Source organism: Mucilaginibacter sp., from assembly GCF_036383575.1.
Taxonomy (GTDB): Bacteria; Bacteroidota; Bacteroidia; order Sphingobacteriales; family Sphingobacteriaceae; genus Mucilaginibacter.
In genome coordinates, this window is record NZ_DASVOB010000710.1 from 19,166 (window position 1) to 31,626 (window position 12,461).

Here is a 12,461-nt window from a genome sequence, read left to right on the forward strand (position 1 = left end):
GTACAGCCCGGGCCGGAGGCAACGCCATAATTCTGTTCGCAGTAATCGGGGCACAGTTGGTAGGGCATATTGATTTGGAAATATGCTTTTTTGCTACTCCCCGGGCATTATACACGCAATCGCGTTAAATTTATTCCTCCCTGTGAAAAATATTTTCTGCAAATTTTCCCCTCCCAAAACCACCCTATTTCAACTAAACCTATAATTCATACCAGATACTAAATCGTTCTTGATTTGCAGGCTTTTACAGGCAAACCAATCTCATTTTTTATACGTTATTTTGTTAGTAACCAATTATAAAATGTATGGATGCTTTGTTAACAGATACCCAATCAACCGGTGGGTATGATTTTGCTATGAACGAAAATCAGCAAATGGTTGGTCAGATGGCCAAAGACTTTGCCGAACGCTATATTAAACCTCACGTAATGGAATGGGACGAGGCTCAGTATTTCCCTGGTGACTTATTTAAGCAACTGGGCGAGCTTGGCATGATGGGTGTTTTTGTACCTGAACAATATGGAGGCTCAGGCTTCGGCTATTTTGAATATGTAACCGTGATAAGTGAGATAGCGAAAGTTTGCGGTGCTATAGGTTTATCGGTTGCTGCCCATAATTCGCTTTGTACAGGACATATCCTGACCTTTGGTAACGAAGAACAAAAACTTAAATGGCTGCCCAAGCTGGCCACTGCCGAGTGGCTTGGCGCCTGGGGGTTGACGGAGGCTAATACCGGATCGGACGCGCTGGGCATGAATACAACAGCCGTTTTGGATGGCGATCATTATGTGGTTAACGGCTCCAAAAACTGGATAACTCACGGCAAATCGGGTAATGTTGCGGTAGTAATGGTACGTACAGGTAATAAAGGTGATTCGCACGGCATTTCTGCCCTGGTAATTGAAAAAGGTACGCCCGGTTTTACGCATGGTAAAAAGGAAAACAAGCTGGGCATGCGTGCCTCCGAAACTACCGAACTTATTTTCGACAATTGCCGTGTGCCTAAAGAGAACTTATTGGGTGTTGAAGGAGAAGGCTTTAAACAAGCGATGAAGGTTCTGGATGGTGGCAGGATCTCGATAGCGGCCCTTTCATTAGGGATTGCCAAAGGCGCCTTTGAAGCAGCTGTTGCATATGCCAAAGAGCGCCATCAGTTTGGACAGCCAATCGGTAATTTTCAGGGGATAGCGTTTAAGCTGGCCAATATGGCTACCGAAATTGAAGCTGCCGAACTGCTGATAATGCAGGCCGCCGATTTAAAGAACAGGCATTTGCCGGTAACGAAACAATCGGCCATGGCTAAATATTTCGCCTCTGAAACGGCTGTACGTACGGCTACGGAAGCTGTGCAGATCTTCGGCGGATATGGCTATACCAAGGATTTCCCGGTTGAGAAATTTTATCGCGATGCCAAACTTTGCACCATAGGTGAAGGTACAAGTGAGATTCAGAAGATTGTGATTAGTAGAGAAGTGCTGAAGGGATAGAAGATGGGCTACTGTTTTGCCTTTCAAGCAGACTTTCCTTTCAATAATTAAGGCATTTAAAATAGTATTTGTGTTACAAATCGCTATTTTTTGCATTTGTCTATTGTCGGTTTTGTGTCATTTAATCGCGGGCAAAGTGTTGTTTATCTTGGTTTATATCACGTAAATATATTGTTACACTGATTTGGTGGCTAAAAAAACATGATTTAAATAATGTTTTATTGATGTTTTTGTGCCCGAATCCAACTCCCTCCGACGCGTTTTATCAAGTCTCTTTTACCAAGATTGATGTAATATTGCAGACTCTTTGGTGCTGATTTTCCTCTTTAATTTATCGCCAAAGTTAATTTTGTTGTCTTTTGATTTACAACGGCTTATAAAGCAAATTAGGAAAATGCCTCGCGCATTTTCCTAATTTATAATTAACAATATTAACTGACTTATTACCGGCCGGATCTAATCGGCCATATGGTATTAACGACCGCAAAGGTAATTTCTTGTTAGTTATTTCCTAAAATATTCTCCATGGTTAAATAAATTCCTGTAAAGGAAATATTACATTATTATGTTGTTTTATTTTACCCTTCGATATTAAGTTTGCTGCCTTAACTATTAGCTAATTTTTTTCTATGAAAAAACGATTACTACTCATTTTGTGCAGTTTCGTATTTGCTGTAACTCAGCTTTTTGCGCAAAATCACACTGTTACCGGTATGGTAACAGCCAAAGAGGACGGTCTTCCTCTTCCCGGCGTATCGGTGAAAATAAAGGGTACAACAACCGGTACCCAAACTACCGTCGACGGCAAATTTTCACTCAGCGTTTCAAATAACGCGATTTTAACATTCAGCTTTATTGGCTACGCTACACAGGATGTTCCTGTTGGCAGTTCAACAAACCTTAAAGTGGTTTTAGAAGCTTCGGCTAAAGGCCTTAACGAGGTGATTGTAACTGCCTTAGGTATCTCAAGGCAACAAAAATCATTGGGCTATGCCGCGCAGCAAGTAAAAGGTGATGACCTCACAGTTACCAAGCAATCTGACCTTAACACTGCCCTTGCCGGTAAAATTGCCGGTGTACAGGTGTTAGGTGGCTCCGGTGCTAAATTTGGTACATCAACTATTCGTATCCGTGGTGTCAATTCATTATCGGGTGCTAATCCTATTTATGTGGTTAACGGTGTTGTTACCGATCCTAACGCTGTCAACAACGATGATATCGAGTCGCTAACAGTGCTTAAAGGCCCTGCTGCTACCGCGCTTTACGGTCAGCGTGCATCTGAAGGTGCAGTTGTGGTAACCTTGAAGAAAGGCGCCGATAAAGGGATTGGTGTTTCATTAAACCAATCAACAACCTTTGAAAAAGTTTATCAGTTGCCTCAATATCAAAATGAGTATGGCGGTGGTACAAGTACGCAATGGGATACTTACACCTACGATCCTAACAATGGTTCTCCGGCATCATTTGCGAAATTTAATGGTGTAAAAATTTACGATTATGGTGTTGATGAAAGCTGGGGCCCTAAAATGGACGGTACCCTGTATGCGCCATGGTATTTCTGGGATCCTTCAAATCCTGACTTTGGTAAGTTAAAACCGTTTGTGGCCCAGCCAAACAACGTACGTGATTTTTACCGTACAGGTGTTACTTACAATACTAACGCTGCCTTTTCAAAAGCTGCCGATAATTACAACTTCAGGGTATCGTATACTAATATCGATCGTACTGGTATTACCCCTAACAGTAACCAAAAACGTAACAACGTTGGTTTGAACGGCGAGCTTAAATTAACGAAGAAATTAACAGTAAGCGCTAACTTCAACTTTTCGCAAATCAATTCAAATAACGTACCTCAGGAAGGTTACGGAACCCAAACTGCCGGTTCATTTAGCCAGTGGTTTCACAGGGATGTTGAAATTGACAAACTTAAGAATTACAGAAGGGCTGATGGTACTTATACTTCATGGAACATCACAAGTCCTGACGACTTAACGCCACACTACTGGGATAACCCATACACCGAGGCTTATGTGAATACTTCGCAGTCAAACAACAATCGTGTATTTGGTAACTTAACTGCTTCTTACCAGTTTACTAAAGATCTATCTTTGTCGTTAATTGCCAGGGAAGATTTATTAAACCGTGATGATAACTCACGTGTAGGTTCGGGTACTGTTAACACCGATTCATATTCACAAAGCCAATACACTTACAAAGAGAATAACTATGTTGCTAACTTAGCATATAGCCACAATTTTAAAGATCTTTCTGTAAAAGCCGGTTTATATGCCGAAACACGTCAGGACCGTTACCTGTATACTTCTGGTAATACAAATGGTGGCCTTTCTATCCCTGAATTGTATACGCTTACCAACTCTTTAAATGCTCCAACATCATTTAGTTACAAAGCACTATCAAGGATAAACAGCTATTACGGTTTTACATCATTCGGGTATAAGGATTTCTTATATCTTGATTTTAACGCTCGTAACGATATTTCATCAACCTTACCAATAAATAATAATTCATATTGGTATGGCGGCTTATCAGGTTCATTCGTGTTTACCGAACTGATGCCGAAAAATGACATTCTTACATTTGGTAAATTAAGGCTTTCTGCTGCTAAATTGGGTTCTGATGCTCCTATCTACTCAATTTACCAAACTTATAACTTAACTACCACGCCTTACGGGCCAACTAAAGCAGGTAATGCGGCAATTCAAACTGTGCCAAACACACTGCCTAATCCAAATCTGAAGCCATCACTTTCTACTTCGTACGAGATTGGTACCGAGTTGCATTTCATTAAAGACCGTGTAAGGTTTGATTTCAACTACTATACACGTACCCAAAAAGATCAGATTCTGCCACTGCCTGTAAACGGTACTTCTGGTTATTCTACAGCAGTGATCAACGCAGGTCAAATCAGGAACAATGGTATCGAGATCACTCTTGGCGGTACACCGATCAAATCAAAAGAATTTACCTGGAATGCTGATTTCAATATTTCATTCAACAGAAACAAAGTTATATCGCTATATCCTGGCCTTAACAACCTGAAAGTTACTCCTGATGGTTTAGGCGGTTATACAGCGTCGGGCGGTAACCAGGCTGCAGGTACCCAAAGCTTTGGCTTTGTTGGTTCACCAAGCTTTGGCGTTAACGGTATAGTAGGTAAGCCTTATGGCCAGATTATAGGCTCGGGCTTTACCCGCGACAAAAACGGCAATATCGTAGTTGGTGATGATGGCTTACCTATTGTAAACAATACCGTTAATTTAGGAAGTATGCTGCCAAGTTTCACAGGTGGTTTTACTAACTCTTTTAACTACAAGAATTTTATCCTGGCTTTCTCACTTGATTTCCAAAAAGGCGGCAAATTTGTGTCAGTTACTCAGCAAAACCTTAACGGTTCTGGTTTAGGTATTGAAACTGTAGGCAACAATGCTAAGGGCAACCCAAAACGTAACTCAGTTGCCGATGGTGGCGGTGTTTTAGTAGCAGGTGTTCACGAAGACGGTACACCTAATACTACTTACGTTGAAACCCGTACCCTATATGAGCAGTCATATAGCCAAATCTGGGAAAAATGGACTTACGATGCTTCTTACATTAAATTAAGGGAAGTTAGCGTAGGTTATTCATTCCCTAAAAAGATGCTGGGCAGGCTGCCGTTCCAAACAGCTTATTTTGGCATAACTTCTCAAAATCCTTGGATGATCTATTCTAAATTAAAAGGAGTAGACCCATCTCAATTGCAAACCTCTTTTTACGAAGGTGGTCAGTTGCCAAACACAAGAAATTTAGGGTTTAACATCAAGTTAACGTTCTAATTAGCGCAAAAATCATGAAAAGAATATCTAATATTAGTAAATATATAGTTGGGGCGGGTATGATTATCCTGGCCTCGTGTAAAACCGGGGGCGACGTGAATGTTAACCCTAACCAATCGCCAAATGCGTTGCCAGGCTTCTTATTGTCAAGTTCTATTCAATATCTGGGCGGTGTTAGTGGTGCGGGTGCTACAACCAATATCAACGCGTTTACAGGCAATTTATATTCACAGTACCTGGCAGAAACCTTTTATACCAACGAATCATTGTTTTCGTTGAAACAATATGATTATCAGGGTTACTACACCGGTCCGTTAAAAGATTTAAAAACGATAATAGACGTTAACACCGATCCAACTAAAAAGGATCAGGAGATTGTTAAGAGATACGGTTCTACCAAAAATCAAATCGCTACGGCCAGGATTCTTACAGCCTTTATTTATCTGACTATTACCGATCGTTGGGGCGATATTCCTTACTCTCAGGCTTTAAATGGTAAGGCTAACTTTTCTCCGGCGTTTGACGCTCAGAAAGATGTGTATACAGCTTTAATGAAAGAGCTTGACGAAGCACAGGCTCAGTTTGACGGCGGCGCATTTTTCGATCCGCAGCAGGATATTTTATTTGGCGGAGATGCTACCAAATGGAAACACTGGGCCAATTCATTACACGCAATCATGGCTTTAAGGCTTTCGAAAGTTGACCCGGCTACCGGGAAAGCCGAGTATGCCAAGGCAGTTGCAGGTGGTTTGATGAGCTCAAACAGCGAAAATGCGGTTTATGCTTACCTTGCAGCTCAAACTAACGAAAACCCTTACTACACTAACTACCGTAACCGTTATGATTACGCGGTAAGCAGTTTAGTTGTTAATACCTTAACTAATCTTCATGACCCAAGGTTATCTGTTTATGCGGCGCCAACTGCAGCAGGTACTTACGTAGGTTTACCGTATGGTACATATGGTGATGCTTTAGGTGATTACAATCAGGGTACACGTTCTAAGCCAGGCAACATATCGTTAATAGGTACAGCCGTTTCTGGTCAGGCTTCACCAACTGTTTGGACTTCATATGCACAGATTATGTTTACTCAGGCAGAAGCTGCCCACCTTGGCTGGATAGTCGGTGGTGACGGTGTTGCCGCTGATTACTATAAAAAAGGTGTAGCAGCATCATTAGAACAAAACGGTGTTACCCCAGCTAATGAAAACACTTATCTTGCGCAGGCAGCAGTTCAGTTTTCGGCTACAACAGCTATGGATCAGATCATGACCCAGAAATGGATTGCCGGTTTCTTAGGCAACGGTTGGGAGTCATGGGCAGAATACCGTCGTACAGGTTTGCCTAAATTGCTTGATCCGGTTCCAGGTTCATTAAGCCCAGGCCAGAAAATCCCACGCAGGCAACAATACCCGCAAACAGAAAGTGATCTTAACACGGCTAATTACAATGCTGTGATTGCCCGTCAGGGTGCAGACGCGCTTAATACAAGGATATATTGGGATAAACAATAATTATTAAACTCAAAGTATATTTAAAACAACAAAGGCTGCCATTGGCGGCCTTTGTTGTTTATTAACGTTTGCCATCAAAAGCGGGTTAGGAGTTAAGGGAGAGATCATTTAGATTTAAGACTATTTAACAAATGGCGTTTATAAAACAGGCTATCTTAGTTTTTATAATCTTAAACCTTTCATGAAAATCAAATTTATCTTGCCCTTGTTTTTACTTTTTCTATTTCACAATCCAATTATTGCTCAGCAAAAACAGCCTGTTATTAAAATTGATAATGGGGTGAAGGTTAATGAGCATCCGGTTTCACGCGGTCTTCTCAAGGTATCAGACTTAAAACATGGAAACAATGAAGTGACTATATCCGGGAAACTTGTGAACTTTAATGACCGGGCTATACTATTTGACTATTCTGAACTATCATATTTAAAGCCTTTTGAGAATAACCTCCAGATCATGCCTGATATGAACGGAAACTTCTCTGTCAAATTCAATTTAAAGGAAGCTAACTATTTTTTTCTGGGACGAAATGAGCTTTATCTTTCGCCTGGTGACGTGCTGAATGTGGTTGTGGATTACAATGCACCCGAGAAATCCGTATTTCATGGTGCTGGAGCCGAGGCCGATGATTACCTGAAGACTGTGCCGTTCCCCAAATCAGGTTCGTATTTGAATGGAGGCCTTAATATAAGAGGTACGCTAAGGCAAACGCTGGATACGGTTTTGCAATTAGCCCAGGCACGGCGTGATAAACTTAAAGCTACCAAAAAGCTGCCAAAGGATTTTGCTGATATTGAAAAGGCACGTATAGAAGCCGACCTATTTAGCAGCTTTAAATTGTTAGCCGGGTTCTTTATCAGAGGAAACAGGGTATCTGATAGTGAAAGGGACTCTGTGTTTGCTGAATCAAAAAAGCTGCTTGATCCCTTATGGGATAAATATGCTGTAAATCTCATGAAGGTCGACAATCTCAAACTTGAAGCATTCAGGAGCAATTATTACAGCATCCTCGATAGTTATAAAAGAAATCAAACCCCTGTTGACGCCCGGATAAAAGACTGGCAATACGCTTATGAGTTGGTTTATGAGATAAATCACATTGATAATAAAAAAGTGCTGGCTACTTTTCTACCTAAAATAGATTCGATAAAAAATAACAGGTACCGGGAAGCTGCCCGGGAAACACTTAGCGGCAAGCTGGAATTTACTACCGGAGATATGACTAAGGATTTTACCGCTATTGACGCCGATAACCGGCCGGTAAAGCTGAGTAGTTTAAAGGGAAAGGTTATCTTTATTGATTTTTGGGCTACCTGGTGCGGCCCGTGTCTTGAGGAGATGCCCCGCTTTGAAAAATTAAAAAAACAATATGAGGGTAACCAGGATATTGCATTTGTTGCACTGAGTGTATACGACAATAAAAAGCTATGGAAAGATTATTTAAAAAGAACTAATGCAAAAGGCGTCCAGCTATTTGCAGACATTATAGCATTAAAACCTTACAAAGTACTGTCCGTTCCGCGGACTGTAGTTATTGATAAGAATTTTAAAGTGGTGATGCTTTATGGCCCGCTACCATCAAATCCTGGCTTGAAAGATTATTTAGATACACTTTTAAAGAAATGATCATAAAAATTGAAAGTCATTGATAGCGTTGAATGAATAATCTTCAGAATCAAAAAATAATTCCTGCTCTCTCTTTGATATTCAAAACATTGTGATTATCTTTGCCCTCCCTTGAAAGGAGGTATTTTAGGAATTATGATCATTATTAACGTAAAAGACGGCGAATCATTAGACAAAGCATTGAAACGCTTCAAAAAGAAATTCGAAAAAACAGGTGTTTTAAGAGAACTACGTAGTCGTCAGGCTTTCGAAAAGAAATCTGTAACCCGTCGTCATGTTGTTAAACATGCTATATATAAACAAGGTTTGAACCAGGAAACTGTTTAATTCTTTTTTGTTGAAAAGAATTAATTAATTTCTTGACACTATATTAAAACTATTTGTACATTCATCATCCCGGATGTATAAATAGTTTTTTATGTTTTTAGCGCGTTTTATCCAATACATCAAGTATGAAAAGCGGTACTCAGTGCACACTGTTTCCGCATATCAGTCTGATCTGGATCAGTTCATGCGCTTTTTAAACAACCCCGGCGGTGCCGATCCCGCACCCGAGCCGGTTATTACTCATCCATCGCAGGTAAGCTATCATGACATCCGTAATTGGATGGTTGAGCTTATTGATCAAAAACTTACGGGCCGTTCGGTTAACCGCAAGATGGCCACGCTGCGCAAATACTTTAAATTTTTATTGCGGGAAGGTGTTGTTGAAACTAACCCGGTATCCAGGGTGCGGTCGCAAAAGGTTGCTAAAACTTTGCCCGTAGTGGTTGAAGATGCGCGCCTCACAAAAATGTTAGATAGTGATGACATTTTTACAAATGATTTTCCGGGCCTGCGCGATAAGCTTGTTATTGAACTTTTGTTTGGTACCGGCATACGCCTTGCCGAATTGTTAGGCATTAAGGAACAGGATCTTAACCTTGATGGGGGAGTGGTGAAGGTATTGGGCAAACGCAACAAGGAACGCATCATCCCTGTTAATAATGAGCTCAAGATCCTGCTGCCCGAATATCTGGAGTTAAAGAAAAATCAAAATTTCGATAACAATTCCTTTACATTAATCGTTACAAATAAAGGAGCCGATGCTTATCCGAAATTGATTTATTTAATAGTGCAGAAATATCTTTCCAACATATCAACCCAAAATAAACGGAGCCCGCATGTGCTCAGGCACACGTTTGCAACCACTATGCTAAATAACGGGGCCGATTTAAATTCAATTAAAGAACTTTTGGGACATGCTAACCTTAGCGCCACCCAAATTTACACGCACAATTCAGTTGAACGATTAAAATCTATTTATAAACTCGCCCATCCAAAGGCTTAAAAAGGAGGAAACATGAAAATTACAGTGCAGTCAATTCATTTCACCGCAGACAAGAAACTTTTAGATTTTATTCAGAAGAAAACGGACAAGCTTGATACGTTTTATGACCATATTATTAGCGGTGAAGTTTACTTAAAGCTTGAGAATGTGGAAGATGAATGTAATAAGATAACAGAGATCAAATTATTACTACCCGGCAATCAGATATTCGCAAAAGAGAAGTGTAAGAGTTTTGAGGAAGCTACCGATCTGGCGGTTGAAAGCCTGAGGAAGCAAATTGAAAAGCATAAACAAAAGAAGGTCCTTGCTGACGCTACAGCCAAAAAAGCTGTTTTAACAGCAGCAGAAGAGGGTTTTTAATATTACAATAAGGCTTATTTTAAGCTTAAATCGGCAGGTTTTTAGCCTGCCGATTTTTTTTGATAAAAAATTTTGACGTGGTGTTATTTTTTGTAGATTTGCAGTCCCTTTCGGGGAGGTATTTAACGCCTCAAAAAAAAGTTAAAATAGTTCTTTAAAATATCAAAAAGCTTATTACTTTTGCGCTCCGTTATCGAAAGCCACTTCAGGTTTAAATAACGAAAAGGCAAATTTAAATATAAGCCTCCTTAGCTCAGCTGGTAGAGCAACTGACTTGTAATCAGTAGGTCATTGGTTCGATCCCGATAGGAGGCTCAGTTTTTTTCGGATTGAGGTGTTTAGCTTCAATTTTGGACATCACAAATCCGGAAACAACTACTGGGGGGATACCAGAGCGGTCAAATGGGACGGACTGTAAATCCGTTGCTTCGGCTACGAAGGTTCGAATCCTTCTCCCCCCACATATTGAGTAGGCAGTTTATAGTTCGCAGTTAGCAATAAGTTAACGGGATTGTAAACTGCTGACTTGATTAAAAGGGTTTGAGGAATGGGTGTCATGGGCGGTTAAGCTGCTAATTGAAAACTGTAAACCTAAAACTGAATAAGCGGAAGTAGCTCAGTTGGTAGAGCGATAGCCTTCCAAGCTATAGGTCGCGAGTTCGAACCTCGTCTTCCGCTCGGTTGGTTCATTAGTCGGTTAGTTCAATTGTTCATTAGGGACAGCCGGGAAAAACCAATGAACTAATATAACGAGTGAACCAATGAACAAAAAATTAGCCGACGTAGCTCAGGGGTAGAGCACTTCCTTGGTAAGGAAGAGGTCATGGGTTCAAATCCCATTGTTGGCTCAGTGTTATAAAACATACATTAAAGTTAAAATTAACCTACAAAAATAATTTATAGATCATGGCAAAAGAAAAGTTTGACCGCAGTAAGCCGCACTTAAACATCGGTACAATCGGTCACGTTGACCACGGTAAAACAACCCTTACCGCAGCTATTACTAAGGTTTTGGCTGATGCAGGTTTATCAGAAGCTCGTTCATTTGATTCAATTGACTCGGCTCCTGAAGAAAAAGAACGTGGTATTACCATCAACACTGCCCACGTTGAATATTCAACAGCTAACCGTCACTATGCACACGTTGACTGTCCAGGTCACGCGGATTATGTGAAAAACATGGTTACTGGTGCTGCTCAGATGGACGGTGCAATCATTGTAGTTGCTGCAACTGATGGTCCGATGCCACAAACCCGCGAACACATCCTGTTGGCACGTCAGGTAGGTGTACCTGCACTTGTTGTTTTTATGAACAAGGTTGACATGGTTGATGATCCGGAATTATTAGAATTAGTAGAAATGGAAGTTCGTGAATTATTATCATTCTACGAATTCCCAGGCGATGATATCCCAGTTATCCAGGGTTCTGCATTAGGTGGTCTTAACGGCGATCCTACCTGGGTTGGTAAAATCATGGAGTTGATGGATGCTGTAGATAGCTACATCCCAATCCCTCCACGTTTGACAGATCTTCCTTTCTTAATGCCTGTTGAAGACGTATTCTCAATCACTGGTCGTGGTACTGTTGCTACTGGTCGTATTGAGCGTGGTGTAATCAACTCAGGTGAGCAAGTTGACATCCTTGGTATGGGTGCTGAAAACTTGAAATCAACTGTAACTGGTGTTGAGATGTTCCGTAAGATCCTTGATCGCGGTGAAGCTGGTGACAACGTAGGTTTATTGTTACGTGGTATTGAAAAAACTGATATCCGTCGTGGTATGGTTATCTGCAAACCAGGTTCAGTAACTCCTCACACCGATTTCAAAGCAGAAGTTTACGTATTATCAAAAGCAGAAGGTGGCCGTCACACTCCATTCTTCAACAAATACCGTCCACAATTCTATTTCCGTACCACTGACGTTACTGGTGAGATTTCATTAGAACCAGGTGTAGAAATGGTTATGCCAGGTGATAACGTTACAATCAACGTAAAATTGATCAACGCTATTGCAATGGAAAAAGGCTTACGTTTCGCTATCCGTGAAGGTGGCAGAACAGTAGGTGCTGGTCAGGTGACTGAAATCGTTAAATAATAACATTTCAAAAAGGTTAATTTGAAAACATAAGTTTAGCCTTCAACGGCAAACTTATGTTTTCTTATTATAAATGATACACGGGAATAGTTCAACGGTAGAATAGAGGTCTCCAAAACCTTTGATCAGGGTTCGAATCCTTGTTCCCGTGCTTAAGCACAATATAAAAATGGCAGGCGTAGCTGAATATATTAAAGAGTCATACATCGAGTTAACCGA

8 protein-coding genes and 5 tRNA genes are annotated in these 12,461 nt (G+C 40.7%); all 13 read left to right on the forward strand.

Annotation, left to right across the window (positions count from 1 at the left end; genetic code table 11):
* Positions 1–305 precede the first annotated feature (305 nt).
* The 13 genes from VF500_RS25405 to VF500_RS25465 all read left to right on the forward strand — a co-directional run bounded on the left by VF500_RS25405 (position 306) and on the right by VF500_RS25465 (position 12,393).
* Entirely contained in the window at positions 306–1,487 is a 1,182-nt protein-coding gene (locus tag VF500_RS25405; protein WP_330862352.1) for an acyl-CoA dehydrogenase, read from the forward strand.
* A 629-nt stretch (positions 1,488–2,116) separates the two neighbouring features.
* Entirely contained in the window at positions 2,117–5,320 is a 3,204-nt protein-coding gene (locus VF500_RS25410) for a SusC/RagA family TonB-linked outer membrane protein (RefSeq protein ID WP_330862353.1), read from the forward strand.
* A 14-nt stretch (positions 5,321–5,334) separates the two neighbouring features.
* Positions 5,335–6,834 carry a SusD/RagB family nutrient-binding outer membrane lipoprotein gene (locus VF500_RS25415; protein ID WP_330862354.1) on the forward strand — a complete coding sequence of 500 codons (1,500 nt, stop codon included), beginning with the start codon at positions 5,335–5,337 and terminating at the stop codon, positions 6,832–6,834.
* A 181-nt stretch (positions 6,835–7,015) separates the two neighbouring features.
* On the forward strand, positions 7,016–8,458 hold the full coding sequence (locus VF500_RS25420) for a TlpA disulfide reductase family protein (RefSeq protein WP_330862355.1): 1,443 nt from the start codon (positions 7,016–7,018) through the stop codon (positions 8,456–8,458).
* A 135-nt stretch (positions 8,459–8,593) separates the two neighbouring features.
* A complete protein-coding gene (gene rpsU, locus VF500_RS25425) occupies positions 8,594–8,785 on the forward strand; it encodes a 30S ribosomal protein S21 (protein ID WP_022833144.1) in 192 nt (63 codons plus the stop codon).
* 91 nt (positions 8,786–8,876) lie between these two features.
* Entirely contained in the window at positions 8,877–9,788 is a 912-nt protein-coding gene (locus VF500_RS25430) for a tyrosine-type recombinase/integrase (protein WP_330862356.1), read from the forward strand.
* A gap of 12 nt (positions 9,789–9,800) precedes the next feature.
* The gene (gene hpf / locus VF500_RS25435; protein WP_330862357.1) at positions 9,801–10,148 is read left to right on the forward strand and encodes a ribosome hibernation-promoting factor, HPF/YfiA family; all 348 of its coding nucleotides are present in this window, start codon (positions 9,801–9,803) and stop codon (positions 10,146–10,148) included.
* A gap of 242 nt (positions 10,149–10,390) precedes the next feature.
* Positions 10,391–10,463, forward strand: a tRNA-Thr gene (locus tag VF500_RS25440).
* Between the two features lie 65 nt (positions 10,464–10,528).
* Positions 10,529–10,609: transfer RNA gene (locus tag VF500_RS25445), tRNA-Tyr, on the forward strand.
* A gap of 144 nt (positions 10,610–10,753) precedes the next feature.
* Positions 10,754–10,826: transfer RNA gene (locus tag VF500_RS25450), tRNA-Gly, on the forward strand.
* A 98-nt stretch (positions 10,827–10,924) separates the two neighbouring features.
* Positions 10,925–10,996: transfer RNA gene (locus VF500_RS25455), tRNA-Thr, on the forward strand.
* A 58-nt stretch (positions 10,997–11,054) separates the two neighbouring features.
* A complete protein-coding gene (tuf, locus tag VF500_RS25460) occupies positions 11,055–12,242 on the forward strand; it encodes an elongation factor Tu (protein WP_110585433.1) in 1,188 nt (395 codons plus the stop codon).
* Between the two features lie 80 nt (positions 12,243–12,322).
* Positions 12,323–12,393 (forward strand) — tRNA-Trp (locus tag VF500_RS25465).
* The last annotated feature ends 68 nt before the right edge of the window (positions 12,394–12,461 follow it).

Bases quoted from the DNA above. Each gene is read 5' to 3' on its own strand.
- VF500_RS25405 (WP_330862352.1), top strand. From the start codon at position 306: ATGGATGCTTTGTTAACAGATACCCAATCAACCGGTGGGTATGATTTT.
- VF500_RS25430 (WP_330862356.1), top strand. From the start codon at position 8,877: ATGTTTTTAGCGCGTTTTATCCAATACATCAAGTATGAAAAGCGGTAC.
- VF500_RS25420 (WP_330862355.1), top strand. From the start codon at position 7,016: ATGAAAATCAAATTTATCTTGCCCTTGTTTTTACTTTTTCTATTTCAC.
- hpf (WP_330862357.1), top strand. From the start codon at position 9,801: ATGAAAATTACAGTGCAGTCAATTCATTTCACCGCAGACAAGAAACTT.
- rpsU (WP_022833144.1), top strand. From the start codon at position 8,594: ATGATCATTATTAACGTAAAAGACGGCGAATCATTAGACAAAGCATTG.
- tuf (WP_110585433.1), top strand. From the start codon at position 11,055: ATGGCAAAAGAAAAGTTTGACCGCAGTAAGCCGCACTTAAACATCGGT.
- VF500_RS25410 (WP_330862353.1), top strand. From the start codon at position 2,117: ATGAAAAAACGATTACTACTCATTTTGTGCAGTTTCGTATTTGCTGTA.
- VF500_RS25415 (WP_330862354.1), top strand. From the start codon at position 5,335: ATGAAAAGAATATCTAATATTAGTAAATATATAGTTGGGGCGGGTATG.